General features: G+C 71.1%; 14 protein-coding genes. 3 read left to right on the top strand and 11 right to left on the bottom strand.

Going from position 1 to position 17,803, the window contains the following annotated elements; genetic code table 11:
• Positions 1-77: 77 nt before the first annotated feature.
• Positions 78-1,472 carry an AI-2E family transporter gene (locus ACIRG6_RS11365; protein ID WP_392125157.1) on the top strand — a complete coding sequence of 465 codons (1,395 nt, stop codon included), beginning with the start codon at positions 78-80 and terminating at the stop codon, positions 1,470-1,472.
• Between the two features lie 63 nt (positions 1,473-1,535).
• On the opposite strand, the gene ACIRG6_RS11360 is transcribed toward ACIRG6_RS11365, so the two are convergent.
• Together ACIRG6_RS11360 and ACIRG6_RS11355 are read right to left on the bottom strand one after the other, a co-directional pair.
• Positions 1,536-2,069 carry an alkyl hydroperoxide reductase gene (locus ACIRG6_RS11360; protein ID WP_239762429.1) on the bottom strand — a complete coding sequence of 178 codons (534 nt, stop codon included), beginning with the start codon at positions 2,067-2,069 and terminating at the stop codon, positions 1,536-1,538.
• Between the two features lie 6 nt (positions 2,070-2,075).
• Positions 2,076-2,630 carry a peroxiredoxin gene (locus tag ACIRG6_RS11355; RefSeq protein WP_189228881.1) on the bottom strand — a complete coding sequence of 185 codons (555 nt, stop codon included), beginning with the start codon at positions 2,628-2,630 and terminating at the stop codon, positions 2,076-2,078.
• A gap of 133 nt (positions 2,631-2,763) precedes the next feature.
• Here ACIRG6_RS11355 and ACIRG6_RS11350 point away from each other — a divergent pair, with 133 nt between their 5' ends.
• Positions 2,764-3,702: a LysR substrate-binding domain-containing protein gene (locus ACIRG6_RS11350; RefSeq protein ID WP_350714361.1), complete on the top strand. Its 939-nt coding sequence runs from the start codon at positions 2,764-2,766 to the stop codon at positions 3,700-3,702.
• Between the two features lie 103 nt (positions 3,703-3,805).
• Here the strand turns inward: ACIRG6_RS11350 and ACIRG6_RS11345 are convergent, their stop codons facing one another.
• The 5 genes from ACIRG6_RS11345 to ACIRG6_RS11325 all read right to left on the bottom strand — a co-directional run bounded on the left by ACIRG6_RS11345 (position 3,806) and on the right by ACIRG6_RS11325 (position 8,717).
• Positions 3,806-6,148, bottom strand: coding sequence for an ABC transporter permease (locus tag ACIRG6_RS11345; protein WP_364676033.1), 2,343 nt, complete (start codon positions 6,146-6,148; stop codon positions 3,806-3,808).
• On the bottom strand, positions 6,145-6,834 hold the full coding sequence (locus ACIRG6_RS11340; protein WP_403322182.1) for an ABC transporter ATP-binding protein: 690 nt from the start codon (positions 6,832-6,834) through the stop codon (positions 6,145-6,147). Before ACIRG6_RS11340 ends, ACIRG6_RS11345 begins: the two co-directional genes overlap by 4 nt.
• Positions 6,831-7,355 carry a PadR family transcriptional regulator gene (locus ACIRG6_RS11335; RefSeq protein ID WP_189228877.1) on the bottom strand — a complete coding sequence of 175 codons (525 nt, stop codon included), beginning with the start codon at positions 7,353-7,355 and terminating at the stop codon, positions 6,831-6,833. The genes ACIRG6_RS11340 and ACIRG6_RS11335 overlap by 4 nt, the downstream gene beginning before the upstream one ends.
• Positions 7,356-7,506: 151 nt before the next feature.
• Positions 7,507-7,782: a hypothetical protein gene (locus tag ACIRG6_RS11330; protein ID WP_239772832.1), complete on the bottom strand. Its 276-nt coding sequence runs from the start codon at positions 7,780-7,782 to the stop codon at positions 7,507-7,509.
• On the bottom strand, positions 7,779-8,717 hold the full coding sequence (locus ACIRG6_RS11325) for an SPFH domain-containing protein (RefSeq protein ID WP_364818875.1): 939 nt from the start codon (positions 8,715-8,717) through the stop codon (positions 7,779-7,781). The genes ACIRG6_RS11330 and ACIRG6_RS11325 overlap by 4 nt, the downstream gene beginning before the upstream one ends.
• 269 nt (positions 8,718-8,986) lie before the next feature.
• Here ACIRG6_RS11325 and ACIRG6_RS11320 point away from each other — a divergent pair, with 269 nt between their 5' ends.
• Entirely contained in the window at positions 8,987-11,284 is a 2,298-nt protein-coding gene (locus ACIRG6_RS11320) for a transglycosylase domain-containing protein (RefSeq protein WP_403322178.1), read from the top strand.
• Between the two features lie 67 nt (positions 11,285-11,351).
• Here the strand turns inward: ACIRG6_RS11320 and ACIRG6_RS11315 are convergent, their stop codons facing one another.
• The 4 genes from ACIRG6_RS11315 to ACIRG6_RS11300 form a co-directional block, all read right to left on the bottom strand.
• Positions 11,352-13,439, bottom strand: a complete 2,088-nt coding sequence (locus ACIRG6_RS11315) for a SpoIIE family protein phosphatase (RefSeq protein WP_364818877.1) — start codon at positions 13,437-13,439, stop codon at positions 11,352-11,354.
• A 280-nt stretch (positions 13,440-13,719) separates the two neighbouring features.
• A complete protein-coding gene (gene fomD, locus ACIRG6_RS11310; RefSeq protein WP_239772871.1) occupies positions 13,720-14,424 on the bottom strand; it encodes a cytidylyl-2-hydroxypropylphosphonate hydrolase in 705 nt (234 codons plus the stop codon).
• A 77-nt stretch (positions 14,425-14,501) separates the two neighbouring features.
• A complete protein-coding gene (locus ACIRG6_RS11305; RefSeq protein WP_364818878.1) occupies positions 14,502-15,905 on the bottom strand; it encodes a class II fumarate hydratase in 1,404 nt (467 codons plus the stop codon).
• 77 nt (positions 15,906-15,982) lie between these two features.
• Positions 15,983-17,650 carry a fumarate hydratase gene (locus ACIRG6_RS11300; protein ID WP_403322175.1) on the bottom strand — a complete coding sequence of 556 codons (1,668 nt, stop codon included), beginning with the start codon at positions 17,648-17,650 and terminating at the stop codon, positions 15,983-15,985.
• Positions 17,651-17,803: the final 153 nt, after the last annotated feature.

Raw genomic sequence — 17,803 nt, 5'->3', positions numbered from 1 at the left:
CGCTCCCGCCATGTACGGTCGGATGGGAACGACTCCAGGGGGGAGTGGTGGGGAGAGACGGGGGAAGAGGACGGATCATGTCGCGAGTGCCAGGGTGGCTGGACCGGCTCGGCGCCGGACTGACCCGGATGAGCAGGCAGTTGGACCAGCGTCGTGCCGAGGCGGAGGGCGAGGACCCCGAAACCCACGACGCTCTACCCGGGCACGCCCCGGACCACGTGTCCTTGCCGGACGCGGACCACGGGTCCGGCGGGCACGGGCACGCGTTCGTGGATCACACGCCTGTCTTCCGGGAACGGCCCGACCCCGCGCAGGCGGTGCCGTGGGGCATGCGGGTCGCGGCGGAGGCCGGATGGCGGCTGCTGGTCCTCGCGGGCACCCTCTGGGTGCTGATGAAGGTGATCAGCGCCGTACAGCTGGTGGTGCTGGCGTTCGTGGCCGCGCTGCTGATCACGGCCCTGCTCCAGCCCTCGGTGGCGTGGCTGCGACGGCACGGGGTGCCCCGCGGGCCGGCCACGGCGCTGACCGCCATCCTCGGCTTCGTGGTGATGGGCCTGATCGGCTGGTTCGTCACCTGGCAGGTCATGGAGAACATCGACAACCTCTCCGACCAGGTCCAGGACGGCATCGACGAGCTGCGGAACTGGCTGCTGAACAGCCCCTTCCACGTCACCGACAAGCAGATCAACGAGATCGCCAAGAACCTGCGCGACGCGGTCGGGGCCAACACCGACCAGATAACTTCCGCCGGACTGGAGGGCGTCACGGTCGTCGTCGAGGCGCTCACCGGCATCCTGCTGGCCGCCTTCTCGACGCTGTTCCTCCTCTACGACGGCAAGCGCATCTGGCAGTGGACGCTGAAGCTGGTGCCGGCCGCGGCCCGGCCGGGCGTCGCCGGTGCCGGTCCGCGCGCCTGGCGGACGCTGACCGCGTATGTGCGCGGCACGGTCGTGGTCGCGCTGATCGACGCCATCTTCATCGGCCTCGGCGTCTACTTCCTCGACGTGCCGATGGCCGTTCCGCTGGCCGTGTTCATCTTCCTGTTCGCCTTCATCCCGCTCGTCGGCGCCGTGGTGTCGGGCGCCCTCGCGGTCGTCGTGGCGCTGGTGACGCAGGGCATGTTCGCGGCGGTCATGACGCTCGTCGTCGTGCTGGTGGTGCAGCAGATCGAGGGCCACATCCTGCAGCCGTTCATCCTCGGGCGCGCGGTGCGGGTGCATCCGCTGGCCGTGGTGCTGTCGGTGGCCGCCGGCGGCATGGTGGCCGGCATCGGCGGCGCGGTGGTCGCCGTACCACTGGTCGCGGTGACGAACACCGTCGTGGGCTATCTGCGGGCGTACTCCCGCGAGGCCGCCGTACGGCAGGCACCCAGGCCGCGCGGCGCGACGTCGACGGACGCGTCCCCGGCGGCGGAACCACGGCCGGAGCCCGCCGCCGAGGCCGAGCCGTCACCGGAGACGCCGCCGGCCTAGCGACGCGAAGGGCCCCGCTCACCAGGACGGTGAGCGGGGCCCTTCTTGCCGGGTCCGGCGGGACTACTGGGCGAGAACGGCCTCGGCGTCCAGCGTGGCGCCGACGGCCTCGATCACCGCGGCGATCTTGAAGGCCTCCTGGATGACCTCGCGGTCGATGCCGGCCTTGCGCAGCACCTGCTCGTGCGAGTCCAGGCACATGCCGCAGCCGTTGATCGCGGAGACCGCGAAGGACCACAGCTCGAAGTCGACCTTGTCGACGCCCGGGTTGCCGATGACGTTCATCCGCAGACCGGCGCGCAGGGTGCCGTACTCGTGGTCCGACAGCAGGTGCCGGGTGCGGTAGAAGACGTTGTTCATCGCCATGATGGCGGCGGCCGACTTGGCGGCCGTGTACGCCTCCGGCGTGAGGTTCGCCTTCGCCTCCGGCTCCAGCTCGCGCAGCACGATCGGGGAGCGCGAGGCGATGGCGGTCGCCAGCACGGTGCCCCACAGCTGCTGCGCCGGGAGGTCGGAATTGCCGATGACCGAGCCCAGGTTGAGCTTCAGGTCCTTGGCGTAGTCCGGTACGGCGGACTTCAGGGAGTCGAGGGACATGTCAGATCACTCCCCGGCCAGCAGCGCGACCGGGTCGAGGGTCTCGTCGCCCTTGCTCCAGTTGCACGGGCAGAGCTCGTCGGTCTGCAGCGCGTCGAGGACCCGCAGGACCTCCTTGGGGTTACGGCCGACCGAGCCCGCGGTCACCATGGTGAACTGGATCTCGTTGTTCTGGTCCACGATGAACACGGCGCGCTTGGCGAAGCCGTCCTCGCCCTCGATGCCGAGGTCGCGCATCAGCTCGTGCTTGGAGTCCGCCATCATCGGGAACGGCAGGTCGGTCAGGTCCGGGTGGTCCTTGCGCCAGGCGTGGTGGACGAACTCGGAGTCGCCGGAGAAGCCGAGGACCTGGGCGTCGCGGTCGGCGAACTCGTCGTTCAGCTTGCCGAAGGCGGCGATCTCGGTCGGGCACACGAAGGTGAAGTCCTTGGGCCACGCGAAGATGACCTTCCACTGACCCTCGTAGGTCTTGTGGTTGATCTGCTGGAACTCCTTGCCCTTCTCCAGCGAGACGCAGGCGGTCAGATCGAACTCGGGGAACTTGTCACCGACAGTGAGCACGCGCTCTCCTTGCAGCGAAGAAACACCCCTTTTGCGAGTGTTTCCCATGGGTTGGACGTTGTTGATGTTGGCACACAGTGCATTGATTAGTGAAATAGCTACACTCGGTCGAGTTGATCGGAGGTGGCTATTAGTGACAGGTAAGAAGAGGCAGCCCAGCCTCGCCCAGCTGCGGGCCTTCGCCGCGGTCGCCGAGCATCTGCACTTCCGCGATGCCGCCGCCGCGATCGGCATGAGCCAGCCGGCGCTCTCCGGCGCCGTCTCGGCCCTGGAGGAGGCACTCGGTGTCACCCTCCTGGAGCGTACGACGCGCAAGGTGCTGCTCTCACCGGCGGGCGAACGGCTCGCGGTGCGGACGAAGGCGGTCCTGGCGGAGGTCGGGGCGCTGCTGGAGGAGGCGGAAGCGGTACGCGCGCCGTTCACCGGGGCGCTGCGGCTCGGCGTCATCCCGACCGTGGCGCCGTATCTGCTCCCGACGGTCCTGCGGCTGGTCCACGACCGCTACCCCGACCTCGATCTCCAGGTCCACGAGGAGCAGACGGCGAGCCTGCTGGACGGCCTCGGGTCCGGCCGCCTCGACCTGCTGTTGCTGGCGGTGCCGCTCGGTGTTCCCGGCGTCACCGAACTCCCGCTCTTCGACGAGGACTTCGTGCTCGTCACCCCGCTCGACCACCGGCTCGGCGGCCGGGAGGGCATCGAGCGCGGCGTGCTGCGCGAGCTGAAGCTGCTGCTGCTCGACGAGGGGCACTGCCTGCGCGACCAGGCCCTCGACATCTGCCGGGAGGCCGGCCGCGCGGACGTCCCCGCGACCACGACGGCGGCGGGCCTGTCGACGCTGGTGCAGCTGGTGGCGGGCGGCCTCGGCGTGACACTGCTGCCGCGCACGGCGGTCCGCGTGGAGACGTCCCGCTCCAGCCAGCTGCTCACCGGCTCCTTCGCCGACCCGGCCCCCACCAGGCGTATCGCCCTCGCCATGCGCACGGGCGCGGCCCGCTCCGCCGAGTACGAGGAGCTGGCGGCGGCGCTGCGGGAGGCGATGGAGGACCTCCCCGTGCGGACGGTCCACGGCTGACGGGCGCACCGGCGGACCGGCGGGACGGGCGTCCCGTCCGGGCGCGCGGACGCCCGGACGGGCACGGGGTGCGTGCCGCGTCCGGGCGTCGGGACGGACGGGACTACTCCGTCCGCAGCCCCTCCGGGCGCATCAGGCGCAGCAGCGGCGGCAGGCTGGCCAGGGTCACCACCAGGACGACCGCGGCGCCGATGCCGGTCATCGACAGGACCCCGACCCAGTCGACGGAGACCGGGGTGTCCGTCATCTTCAGCAGCACCGTGCCCAGCGTCAGGCCGACCACCGCGGCCAGCACCAGGCCCAGCGCGATCGGTATCGCGGTCTGCCACAGCACCGACAGGCTCAGCGTGCGGCGCCGGGTGCCGAAGGCGACCAGGGACGACAGCAGCTTCCTGCGCTCGCGCAGCTGCTCCAGCTGCGACACCAGCAGGCTCGCGCCGATCAGCGCCAGCACACACGCCGCTCCCACGAACAGACCGGTGCGGATGGCGTCGAACCGGCCGGTGCGCTCCGTCGCCGTCCAGACCATCGGGTACGCCAGCGGGTCGACGGCCGCCGCGGTGTTCCGCACCCGGTCGTGCACGTCCGGCGCGGACTCGTCGAGCCGGAGGTAGGCGTGGCCGTCCAGCGCCGGGGCGAGCGAGTCCGGCAGAGCCTTCGGGGTGATCAGGAACCCACCGCGGTCGATCCCGGCGAGCAGGCCCCGGCGCGGAGCCGCCTCCTTGACGCCCGACGGCACCTTCCAGGGGATCTCCCGGCTCTTCGGGCCGCCCTCGTACGACGGGTCGAGGTACATCGTCCGACCGTCCTTCGCGAGCGCCATCACGTCGACACCGGCGTCCCACTCGGCGCCGCGCACGGCGAACACGTCACCGTCGCGGCACGAGGTCAGCGTCGCGATCTCGCGCAGCGCCGCGCAGTCGCCCACGGTGAGCATCGTCGAGTTCTGCGGGTCCTCGCGCCGGTCGCCGGCGTAGCCCTCGGAGTAGGAGAAGACGGCCTCGACGCCCGGGGTGGCCCGGAACTTCGCGGCGGCCGCGGCCACCGGTGTCTCACTCGGCAGCGCCACCTCCATCTGTGCCTGCGTGACGTCCTTCCCGGTGCTCTTGGTGTAGTCGTCGTCCACGCCCGCGAACAGCATCTGCAGGGCGATCGCACCGGCGACGGCCACGGCGATGCCGTTGACCATGCGGGCCGCCGTACCGCTGCTCAGCTGCAGCCGGCGCACGGCCAGCTGCCATGACACGCCGCCGGGGCCGAGCCGGGCGACCACCGTCTCCACGATCCACGGCAGCAGCGCGGTGACGCCGACCAGCAGCAGGACGACGCCGCCGGTCACCAGGTACTGGTTGAAGTCCCCGTTGCCGCGGCCCTTGCCGATCATCGGGTACAGCATCGCCAGGCCGGCCACCGGCAGCAGCAGCCGCCACCACAGCCGCCGGCGTGCGGGCTTGGCCGTACGCACCACGCCGAGCGGTTCGATGACCACCCCGCGCAGGGCGAACAGCGTCACCAGCACCGCCGCCGCCGGTACCGCCACCGCCACCAGCAGCGCCAGCAGCGGGGAGGGGTTGAGGTAGCTCGGGAAGACGCTGATGCGGAACACCTCGGCCGTACCGGCCAGCTGACGTCCGATCATGAAGAATCCGGCACCGAAGACGAGTCCGAGCAGCGCGCCCGCCAGCGCCTCGCCGGCCGCGATCCGCCGGGTCATGCGGCTGTCGGAGCCCACCAGCCGCAGAGCGGCGAGCCGCCGGTCGCGCCGCTCGCCGCCGAAGCGCACGGCGGCGGCGATGAACACCGCGACCGGCATCAGCAGCACCACGAAGACGACGAGGACGAGCAGCAGCAGCACCGGGTCCGACTGCTCGGGCCCCGGGTCGGGGTCGCCGAAGTGGTCGATCCGGGCGATCCGGCCGCTCTGGATGTGGGGCGCGAGATCGGCGGCCCCCCGGAAGAAGGCGAGTTCGTGCGAGCCGATCAGCCCGCTCTCCCCGATCGTGCCGGTGATCCGCTCCGGCAGCCGTTCCCGCAGCAGCTTGCCGGAGTCCGACTCCAGGAGCTCCTTGAGCGCGGGGGAGACCACCATCTCGCCCACGGCCGGGAACTTCTCCACCCCCGGCGGCAGCGGCGCCCGCGGCCCCTCGGCCTCCAGGGCGCGGCCCCGGACGGTGTCGTCGCGGAAGTCCGTGTCGACGTTGGCGACGATCAGGGTGTCGTCCGCCTTCGGCGTCCGCCCGTCGTCGAAGGTGATGTCGGTGCGCGCGGCCTCCCGCTCGTGCCGGACGGTCAGCGCGTTCGGCAGCGCCGTCGTCAGCAGCAGCAGCGCCACTCCGAGGCCGACGCCGACGGCCGTCAGCAGGGCCCGGGTCCACCCTTCACGCCCGCCGGTGACGGTGAAGCGGACGCCCATCGCCAGGTCGCGGGCCCACTGCCCTGGGTTCATACGGCGCGCTCCATGTCCCGCGACCTGCCGTCCCGTACGACGACCTCGCGGTCGGAGTACGCGGCCACCCGCGCCTCGTGCGTGACCAGCACGACGGCGGCGTTGGTGGAGCGGGCGGCGTCCGTGAGCAGTTCCATCACCCGCTCGCCGTTGAGGGAGTCCAGCGCGCCGGTCGGCTCGTCGGCGAACAGCACGCGCGGGTTCGTGACCAGCGACCGTGCCACGGCGACGCGCTGTCCCTGGCCGCCGGAGACCTCGCCGGGCCGCTTCTTGCGCAGGTCGTCGACCTCCAGCCGCTCCATCCAGGTCAGCGCGGCCCGCTCGGCCTCCTTGCGGGAGGTGCCGTTCAGACGCAGCGGCAGGGCCACGTTCTCGATGCAGGTCAGCTCCGGCACGAGCTGCCCGAACTGGAACACGAAGCCGAACTCCGAGCGGCGCAGCGCACTGCGCTGGGAGTCGGTCATGGCGGACAGTTCCCGCCCGTCGTACGTGATCGTCCCCGAGTCGGGGGTCACGATCCCGGCGAGGCAGTGCAGCAGCGTCGACTTGCCGGACCCGGAGGGGCCCATCACGGCGACGACCTCGCCCGGGTGGATGGAGAACTCGGCGCCGTCGAGGGCGAGCGTCGGGCCGTAGGCCTTGGTCAGCTTCTCGGCCGAGAGCAGGGAACCTGCGGGAGCGGTCATCGGGCCACCACCTCACGGAGCTTGTCGAGGCGCGCGGCGGTGAGCTCCAGCCAGCGCAGGTCGGCCTCGAGATGGAACAGGGCATGGTCGCAGATGAGCTGGTCGGCGAGGTCGCCCTTGCGCTTGCGGTCGGTGAGGATGCGCATGCTGCGCAGGTGTTCCGAGCGCTGGGTGTCGAGGATGTCGGCGGCGTCGCGGTGGGTGAGCAGCGCGAGGACGACCTTCGTGTACAGCGTCGACTGGAGGTACGGCTCGGGCTTCTCCGGCGTGGCGAGCCACTGCTGCACGTCGGTGATCCCGGCGTCGGTGATCGCGTACCGCTTGCGCTCGGGACCGCCGCCCGCCTCGATGCCGTCGACGACGACGAGGCCGTTCTTCAGCAGGCGGGACATCGTCGAATAGACCTGGCCGTAGTGCAGCGGCCGGTCGTGACCGAACTTCTCGTCGAAGGCACGCTTCAGGTCGTAACCGTGGCGCGGCCCGGACTCCAGGAGTCCCAGGAGGGTGTGACCGATGGACATGCCCCGCACTCTACACACGGTGTATACGCACCATGTATACGCGGTGTGCAGAGACCGTGGCTCGGGGTACGGGACCGCAGGTCGGGGCCGAATGTCACGGTTCCGCTACGACGGAGGCCGCGCCCCCGCGATCACGCGGAGGCGCGGCCGGTCACGGCGGCGGCGCCGCCCCCGGGCCGCCCCTCGGAGGGCGCCCCCGGCGCGGCAGCGGCCCGGTGTCCCCGGGCAGCCGGCCCGCCTCCGCGAGCGCCCTGCGCAGCAGGAACTCGATCTGGGCGTTGGCCGAGCGCAGCTCGTCGCCCGCCCAGCGGGCCAGCGCCTCGTAGACCTGCGGGTCCAGCCGCAGCAGCACCTGCTTGCGCTGCTGCGGCCGGCGCTTGGGGGCCGGGCCCTCGGACGGGGGCGTGCCCTCGGGCGGGGTCGTCACTGGTAGAGCGTCCCCGTGTTGAGGACCGGCTGGGCGGCGCGGTCACCGCACAGCACGACCATCAGGTTGGACACCATCGCCGCCTTGCGCTCGTCGTCCAGCTCCACGATGTCCTGCTCACTGATGCGGGCCAGCGCCGCCTCGACCATGCCGACCGCGCCGTCCACGATCTGCCGCCGCGCCGCGACCACCGCGCCGGCCTGCTGCCGCTGGAGCATCGCCGAGGCGATCTCCGGCGCGTAGGCGAGGTGCGTGAAGCGGGACTCGATGATCTGCACGCCGGCCGCCTCCACGCGCGCGTGCAGCTCGACGGCGAGCTTCTCGGTGATCTCCTCGGCGTTGCCGCGCAGCGAGAGGCCGTCCTCCTCGTGGGCGTCGTAGGGGTACTCGATGGCGATGTGCCGCACGGCCGCCTCGGTCTGGGTGGAGACGAACTCGATGTAGTCGTCCACCTCGAAGGTGGCCTGCGCGGTGTCCTCCACCCGCCACACCACGACCGCCGCCAGCTCGATCGGGTTGCCGTAGGCGTCGTTCACCTTGAGGACGGCCGTCTCGTGGTTGCGCACCCGCGTCGAGATCTTGGTGCGCGAGGTGAACGGGTTCACCCAGCGCAGCCCGTCCTGCCGGATCGTTCCCCGGTACCGCCCGAAGAGCTGCACCACCCGGGCCTCGCCCGGCGCCACCATGTTCAGCCCGCACATCGCCAGGAACGCCGCCAGGGCGATCACGATGCCCCCGATGATCAGACCGGCCTTCGCGCCGGTCGCCGGGACCGCCGTGGCGGTGACGATCAGCCCGGCGCCGACGAGCAGCCCGAGCAGCCCCAGCAGCAGCGCCAGCCCGCCGCCGATGCTGGGCGCCTGGGTCTCCCGCACCCGCGGCGCCGGCATCTGGGGCACGTCGGCTGCGACCTGCGGTGATTCCTGTACGGACATGGTGGTCCCCCCTTCTCGTGGGGTGCGTTCGCATGCACTCCCATGATTGCTGTGTTCTAACTAAGTGATATCACTTTTCCCTGTCATGACAACCCTCAACCCCTCTCGGACGTCGGTTCCCTTGGAACGGGTGCTGATTCTCACGTCCGTACAAGGCCGGATCCGCAGCCGTTTGCCATATCTCCCGGTGTTAGCTTTCTGAGCTGACCTGAGCGGCGAACCTGTGTGACGGGTGAGCACACACGACCGAATCGGAGCGGATCGGACCCATGGGACGAGCGGAAGAGAGAAGAGCGCGCCAGCGCGGTGGCCGCCGCGCGGCGCCGAGTCGACGCCGCTCGTCACCGACGGCCGACCGGAGCCTCATACGCCGGCTGTTCACCTGGAAGAAGATCCTCGGCACGTTCTTCGGCCTGATCCTGCTCGGCATGGGCGCCTTCATCGTGCTGTACATGGTGATCGACATCCCCGAGGGGAACGCCGACGCCCAGCGGCAGGGCAACGTCTACAAGTACAGCGACGGCTCGATCATGGCCCGCAAGGGCTACAACCGCGAGATCGTCGACCTGGCCAAGGTCCCCAAGGACGTCCAGCACACCTTCGTCGCCGCCGAGAACAAGACCTTCTACAAGGACTCCGGCGTCGACCTCAAGGGCACCGCGCGCGGCGTGCTCAACACGCTCTCCGGCAAGGGAGCGCAGGGCGGTTCGACGATCACCCAGCAGTACGTCAAGAACTACTACCTGACCCAGGACCAGACCGTCTCCCGCAAGCTCAAGGAGCTGGTCATCTCCCTGAAGCTGGACCGGGAGAAGCCCAAGGACTACATCCTCGCCGGGTACATCAACACCAGCTACTACGGCCGCGGCGCCTACGGCATCCAGGCCGCCGCCCAGGCCTACTACCGCGTCGACGCCGAGGACCTCACGGTCGAGCAGGGCGCGTACCTCGCCGCACTGCTCCAGGCGCCCAACCAGTACGACTGGGCGATCGCCAGCGACACCGGCAAGAGGCTCGTCCAGGAGCGCTGGAACTACGTCCTGAACAACATGGTCGAGCAGAAGTGGCTGAACAAGGCCGACCGCCAGGCCATGACGTTCCCGGTCCCCAAGGAGCCCAAGCCGGCACCGGGGATGGAGGGCCAGACCGGTTATCTGGTGGAGGCGGCCAACTCCGCGCTGAAGAAGCAGCTCGTCGCCGGCGGCACCGCCGAGGACATGAAGCAGGCCGAGGCGATGGTCGAGGAAGGCGGCTGGACCGTCACGCTCAACGTCGACAAGAAGAAGCAGACGGCGCTGGAGAAGGCCGTCAAGGAGCAGCTCACCAGCAAGCTCGACCCGGCCAAGCGCGACGTGGACGCCGACGTCCAGGCCGGCGCGGTGTCCGTGGACCCGAAGACCGGCGCGGTCGTGGCGATGTACGGCGGCGTGGACTACGTCAAGCACTTCCGCAACAACGCGACCCGCGACGACTACCAGCCCGCCTCCACCTTCAAGCCGGTCATCCTCGCCGCCGCCGTGGACGAGGACGCCGAGACGCAGGACGGCGTGCCGATCACGGCGAACACCCTGTACGACGGCACGAGCAAACGCCCCGTGGTGGACGGCGGCCAGGAGGTCGGCTTCGCCCCCGAGAACGAGGACGACGCCGACTACGGCGACATCGACGTCCAGGAGGCGATGAACAAGTCGGTCAACTCCGTCTTCGCGCAGATGGGCGTCGACGTCGGCATGTCCGAGGTCGTGAACGTGGCCGGCAAGCTCGGCATGGAGACCGAGGGCATGGAGGCCGTCCCCGCGCAGACGCTGGGCAGTATGGGCGCGAGCCCGCTGGAGATGGCCGGCGTCTACGCCACCCTCGACAACCACGGCAAGAAGGTCACCCCGGCCGTCGTGAAGTCGGTCGAGCACAACTCCCGCAAGGTCGACTTCCCCGACCCGATCGGCGACCAGGTCATCAGCCGCGAGGCCGCCGACACGGTGACGTCCGTGCTGACCGGCGTGGTCGACGACGGTACGGCCCGGAAGTCCGTGCGCGACAACCCGATGCGCGACGGCCAGCAGGTGGCCGGCAAGACCGGTACGTCCGACAACAACAAGTCGGCCTGGTTCACCGGCTTCACGCCCGGCCTGGTCACCTCCGTCGGCCTGTTCGGCGAGGACTCCAAGACCTCCGCCCAGGTCCCGATGTACGAGGCGGGCGGCCAGCCCCGCGTCAACGGCGGTGGCTTCCCGGCGCAGATCTGGGCCGCGTACACCTTCGGCGTGATGACGGACGTCGCCGAGTTCGACCTGGAGACCAAGCAGGGCGCCGCGGTGCAGCCCACCACCTCGCCCACGGTCACCGAGTCGCCGTCCGAGTCGCCCTCGGAGGAGGAGACGGCCGAGGAGACGCCGACCGAGGAGCCGACGTCACAGGAGCCGACCGAGGAGGAGACCTCGGAGGCGCCGGAGGAGTCTCCGTCGATGTCCCCGTCCAACAGCCCGTCGACCGAGCCTCCGACGGGCGGGGCGTCCACGGAGCCGGAGGACCCGCTGTTCCCGGACAGCGACCGGCGCGAGCAGTAGCCCGCAGGCCGCCGGAAGGAATGGGAAAGGGCGCCCGGTGCTCACCGGGCGCCCTTCCGCGTACCTCTCAGCCCCGGTTCAGCTCGAACCAGACCACCTTCCCGGTGCTCAGCCGGGTCGCGCCCCAGCGCCGGGCCAGCCGGTTCACCAGGTACAGCCCGCGCCCGCCCTCGTCCGTGGCGCGCGCCTGCCGCAGCCGCGGCAGCTGCGGCACGTCGTCGCCGACCTCGCAGCGCAGCACGTCGGTGCGCAGCAGCCGCAGGGTGACCGGCTTGGTCGCGTACCGCACGGCGTTGGTCACGACCTCGCTGACCAGCAGCTCCACCGAGTCCGTGAGGTCCTCCATGCCCCAGCGGGCCAGGGCGCGCCGGGCCAGGCGGCGGGCCCGGCCGGGGGCCGCGTCCTCCGGCTCCAGGAACCAGTACCCAACGTCACTGGGCGCGATGCCGTCGAAGCGGGCGGCGAGCAGCGCGATGTCGTCGTCCCGGTCGCCCGGCCCGAGCATGTCCAGCACCTCGTCGCACAGGGCTTCCAGGGGCGGCGGATGGTCCGGGCCGGTGAGCTGCGCGGTCGCCGCGAGGCGCTCCCGCAGCTGCTCTATGCCGGTCCACACGTCCCGCAGGCGGGACTCGACCAGACCGTCCGTGTAGAGCAGCAGGGTGGCACCGGCCGGGGCGTCCAGCTCCACCGCCTCGAAGTCCACGCCGCCGACGCCGATCGGGGCGCCCGCGGGCACCCGCAGCACCTCGGCACGGCCGCCCAGGTGCAGCAGCACGGGCGGCGGGTGCCCGGCGTTGGCGACGGTGATGCGGTGCGAGACCGGGTCGTACACGGCGTACAGGCAGGTCGCCATGCGGTCGGTGCCGAGGCGCTGGGCCTGCTCGTCCAGGTGGTGCAGCACCTCCTGCGGGGGCAGGTCGAGCCCGGCCAGGGTCTGCGCGGTGGTCCGCAGCTGGCCCATGATGGCCGCCGACGTCATCGAGTGGCCCATGACGTCCCCGACGACCAGCGCGACCCGGCTGCCGGGCAGCGGGATCGCGTCGTACCAGTCGCCGCCGACCCGCGCCGTCTCGGCGGCCGGCAGATAACGGGAGGCCAGCCGTACGCCGGTGCAGCGCGGCAGGTTCTCCGGGAGCATCGTGCGCTGCAGCTCGTCGGCGATGTACGCCTCGCGCCCGTACAGCACCGCCTTGTCGATGCCGAGCGCGCTGTGCGTCGCGAGCTGGGCGGCGACCAGCAGGTCGTCGCCCTCGAAGGCGATGCGCTCCGGGCCGCGCAGGAACAGGGCCGCCCCGATCACCCGGCGCCGGCCGCGCAGCGGCGCGAGGATCGCGCGCCGGCCGCCGGGCACGGCGAACTCGCCGCCGTCGCCGAGCAGGTCGGGCAGGGCGGCACGGGCCGCGGGGGTGTCCGTGAAGACCGGGCGGACCCCGCGCAGCACCTCGGCGAGCGCGCTGCCGGGCCGTACCTCGCACAGCTCGGACCCGACCGCTTCCAGCTCGGAGGGCTCGGGCTGGGCGGCGGGCAGGAAACCGCCCTCGGTGTCCCGCTCGGCCGGTATCCGGTCGGTACGGCGCAGCCGCAGCACCAGGGGGCCGGTGGGCCGCTCGTCGCCGACGGGCAGCGGCTCGCGCAGATAGACGAGGATGGCGTCCGCGAAGGTCGGCACGGTGGCCCGGCACAGCCCCATGACGATCTCGTCCAGGTCCATGCCCCGGGCGATCCGCCGGGTCGCGGCGCCGACGAACCGCAGCCGGTCCCCGTCACGCCGCATGGGCGTCGGCCGTCCGGGCGCGGTGGGCTGCCCGGTGCGCCGGTCCGGCTCCGGGGACGTGTCACGGCCGCCCTGCCCCGCCGGTGCCCCCGCCCCGCCCGAGGCACCACCGGGCTGGAGCGGGACGCCCTCGGTCGTGGGCCGCGGGCGGTGGGTGTCGGGCTCGGCGGCGTGCTCCGCACCCGGCTGGGAGTGCTCGAAGGCGGCCGCGCCGGGGACGGGCGGCGTCTCTCCGGTGCGTCCCTGTGCCGGTAAGGCGGCCTCGGGGGCCCGCGGCGGCACGGGGGCACTCAGGAACGCCCCGCGGGAGTCCGTGGGGTCGGCGCCCGTCGGGGGGCGTTCGAAGGAGGTCGGGTGCTCCGTCACGCGTGTCGAATCCATCCGTCCGGGACTGCGCGCGGCGCGTGCAGTTCGTCCCGCAGAAATCCCGATACCCGCAAGACGGGCCCCAGGAACGGAATTCCCGCGTGGTCAGAGGCTGTTCCTGTGCCACCGGCGGGCCGCTTGCGACCCGTGCCGGTATTGCCCTCGTACCCCTCGCTCACGTCCTGCCGCCCCTCGGTGACGATCGGTCAAGCACAGTGCACGCTCCGCCGGTTGCCGCTGCGCACCCTTGCGGAGGACGATCCTACGTTTCTTGCCCGGGGGCGCATCAAGGGTCTCATGGGGACACGTGCGCGGGAGTGCGATCCCAGTCGCCGGGCAGCGACGGTACCGGCCAGGACGGATCCGGTCGCCACTGTTCCCAGCCGTCCGAGAACGGCGGCCCCCAGGCCCGGATCACCTCGACCGCCGCGCGTCCCGCCCTGCGCACCTGCTCGGCGAGGCCGGCGTCCACCAGCCGGTCCCGCTGGGCCTGCGCGAACTCGTCCTCGTCCCGCCAGTGCCAACTGCGGTCCGGCTGCACGGTGATGTCCAGAAAGTGATCCTCGGAGTCGACACCGCCCTCCCAACGGGTCAGCGGTTCCTCCAGGTTCACGTACCAGTTCTTGAAAACCCAGCCCGGGTCCCAGAACAGCCACACCGACCAGGGGTCACCGGGCCGGGCCAGCTTCAGCACACCGGTGCCGAACCAGCGGTCGCGCTGCACGGTGCGCGGCTTGGTGTAGCGCGACCCCAGCGGCTCCAGGTGCACGGGCGTGCCGTCGGCGAGCACCGGCTTCACGCACTCGGTGCCGGGCGCCATCCACACGGCGAGCAGGTCGGCGTCGTCGCGGACGACGGTCACGGGGCGCGCGATGTGGAAGTGCCGGCCGCCGTTCTCCCGGTACCGCCACAGGATGTGACTGCCGGGCGCCCAGTACCCCGCCGGGGCGGCCGGACCGCCCGCCTGTGCCCCCGCGCTCACCGCTTCACCGTCTGCCATGGACAGATATTAGGTGCCCAGGCCATCCGATGTGCGGGTGATCGCGAGGAGCGTCCGCGTCCACGACGGCCCTCCGGTCACGGGTGGGTCATCCGCAGCACGTCCAGGGCCTCGTCCAGTTGCTCGTGGGTGAGGTCGCCGCGCTCGACGTACCCGCCCTCCAGCACCACCTGACGGATCGTCTTCCGCTCGGCCAGCGCCTTCTTGGCGACCTTGGCGGCCTCCTCGTACCCGATGTACTTGTTGAGCGGCGTGACCACGGAGGGCGAGGACTCGGCGTACTCGCGGGCCCGGTCGCGGTGGGCGACGATGCCGTCGACGGTCCGGTCGGCCAGCAGCCGCGAGACGTTGGCGAGCAGCCGCACCGACTCCAGCACGTTCTTGGCGATGACCGGCAGCATCACGTTGAGCTCGAAGTTGCCGGCCGCCCCGGCGGTGGCGACGGTCGCGTCGTTTCCGGTGACCTGGGCCGCGACCATGAGCACGGCCTCCGGGATGACCGGGTTCACCTTGCCCGGCATGATGGACGAGCCGGGCTGGAGGTCGGGCAGCGAGATCTCCGCGAGGCCGGTGCGCGGCCCGGAGGACATCCACCGCAGGTCGTTCGCGATCTTCGTCAGCCCGACGGCGATGGTCCGCAGCTGCCCGCTGGTCTCGACGATGCCGTCGCGCGCGCCCTGCGCCTCGAAGTGGTCGCGCGCCTCGGTCAGCGGCAGCCCGGTCGCGCGGGCCACCTCCTCGATGACGGCGGCGGCGAAACCGGGCGGGGTGTTGATGCCGGTGCCGACCGCGGTGCCGCCCAGCGGCAGTTCGGCGAGCCGGGGCAGCGACGCGTTCAGCCGCTCGATGCCGTACCGCACCTGGGCCGCGTAGCCGCCGAACTCCTGGCCCAGGGTGACGGGCGTGGCGTCCATGAGGTGCGTACGCCCGGACTTCACGACGTCGGCGAACTCCCCGGCCTTGCGCTCCAGGGCGGTGGCGAGGTGGTCCAGCGCGGGGACGAGGTCCCGGCTCACGGCGGCGGTGGCGGCGATGTGGATCGACGACGGGAAGACGTCGTTGGACGACTGGGAGGCGTTGACGTGGTCGTTGGGGTGCACGTCCCGGCCGAGCCGCTCACTGGCCAGGGTGGCGATGACCTCGTTGGTGTTCATGTTGGACGAGGTCCCCGACCCCGTCTGGAACACGTCCACGGGGAAGTGCTCGTCCCACTTTCCCTCGGCGACCTCGCCGGCCGCCTCCTGGATCGCGGCGGCGACGTCCTCGTCCAGGACCCCCAGCTCGGCGTTGATCTTCGCCGCCGCGCCCTTGATGCGGGCCAGCGCCTCGATGTGCGCGCGCTCGATGCGCTGTCCGGACACCGGGAAGTTCTCCACCGCGCGCTGCGTCTGCGCCCGCCACTTGGCGTGGGCGGGGACCCGCACCTCGCCCATGGAGTCGTGCTCGGTGCGGTACTCGGTCCTGTCCTGCTCGTCGGCCATCGACGATCACCTCCACGTGTCACAGCGTCCGCGCCGGGACCACTGTTCCCCGTGGAGGCGAATCGTCACCGCCCTCGTCAGGCGAGTCCGGGACCGCGTACCGGAATGGACGTGAAGGTGGGCGCCGGCGCCGGGTCCTGGAAGAAGTCGTTGCCCTTGTCGTCCACCACGATGAACGCCGGGAAGTCCTCGACCTCGATCTTCCAGACCGCCTCCATGCCGAGCTCCTCGTACTCGACGACCTCGACCTTCTTGATGCAGTCCTGCGCGAGACGGGCGGCCGGGCCGCCGATCGAGCCGAGGTAGAAACCGCCGTGCGTGCCGCAGGCGTCGGTGACCTGCTTGCTCCGGTTGCCCTTCGCCAGCATCACCTTGGAACCGCCCGCCGCCTGGAACTGCTCCACGTAGGAGTCCATCCGCCCGGCCGTGGTCGGCCCGAAGGACCCGGACGCGTAGCCCTCCGGCGTCTTCGCCGGACCGGCGTAGTACACCGGGTGGTCCTTCAGGTACTGCGGCATCTCCTCACCCGCGTCCAGCCGCTCCTTGATCTTGGCGTGCGCGATGTCGCGCGCCACGACCAGCGGGCCCGTCAGGGACAGGCGGGTCTTGACCGGGTACTTGGTCAGCTCGGCCAGGATGGCGTCCATCGGCTGGTTGAGGTCGATCTTCACGACGTCACCGGACTCGTCGAGCTGCTCGTCCGTCGTCTCCGGCAGGAACCGCGCCGGGTCGGTCTCCAGCTGCTCCAGGAAGACGCCCTCGGCGGTGATCTTCGCGACGGCCTGCCGGTCCGCGGAGCAGGACACGGCGATGGCGACCGGGCAGGAGGCGCCGTGCCGGGGCAGCCGGACCACGCGCACGTCGTGGCAGAAGTACTTGCCGCCGAACTGCGCGCCGATGCCGATCTTCTGCGTCAGCTCGAAGACCTTCTCCTCCAGCTCCTTGTCCCGGAAGCCGTGCCCGAGGTCCGAACCCTCGGCCGGGATCTCGTCCAGGTAGTGCGCGGAGGCGTACTTCGCGGTCTTCAGCGCGTACTCGGCCGACGTACCGCCGACGACGATCGCCAGGTGGTACGGCGGGCAGGCGGCCGTACCGAGCGAGCGGATCTTCTCCTCCAGGAACTTCATCATGGAGGACTCGTTGAGGACGGCCTTCGTCTCCTGGTACAGGAACGACTTGTTGGCCGAGCCGCCGCCCTTCGCCATGAACAGGAACTTGTAGGCGCCGCCGTCGGTCGCGTACAGCTCGATCTGGGCCGGGAGGTTGGAGCCGGTGTTCTTCTCCTCCCACATGGTGAGCGGAGCCATCTGCGAGTAGCGCAGGTTCAGGTTCTGGTACGCGTCGTAGATGCCCCGGCTCAGGGCCTCCTCGTCACCGCCCGCCGTCAGGACGTTCTGGCCGCGCTTGCCCATGACGATCGCCGTGCCGGTGTCCTGGCACATCGGCAGCACGCCCGCCGCCGCGATGTTCGCGTTCTTCAGCAGGTCCAGCGCCACGAACTTGTCGTTGCCCGACGCCTCGGGGTCGTCGATGATGCGGCGCAGCTGCGCCAGGTGGGCCGGGCGCAGATAGTGCTGAATGTCGTGGATGGCCTCCTCGGCCAGCTTGCGCAGCGCCTCCGGCTCCACCTTGAGGAAGGTCCGCCCGTCGGCCTCGAAGGTGGAGACACCCTCGGCGGTCACCAGCCGGTACGGAGTGGTGTCCTCGCCCTGGGGGAGCAGATCGGTGTACGCGAACTCAGGCATCTCGCCCATTCCTCACTCGACATCACGCGCGGCTGGATTCCTCAGCAACGACGGCTGGCCTCCGTTGGCAGCGTCCACCAGCGTAAAACCTGTCGTCGGCGGCGAGCTTGTGAGGTAAGGCTCAGTAGGCCGCGGGGGAAGCGGACCGCGACA

This window comes from Streptomyces flaveolus, from assembly GCF_044765825.1.
GTDB lineage: Bacteria > Actinomycetota > Actinomycetes > Streptomycetales > Streptomycetaceae > Streptomyces > Streptomyces flaveolus.
The sequence above is the reverse complement of the archived record's forward strand: the minus strand, read 5'-3'. Positions and strand labels throughout refer to the sequence as shown.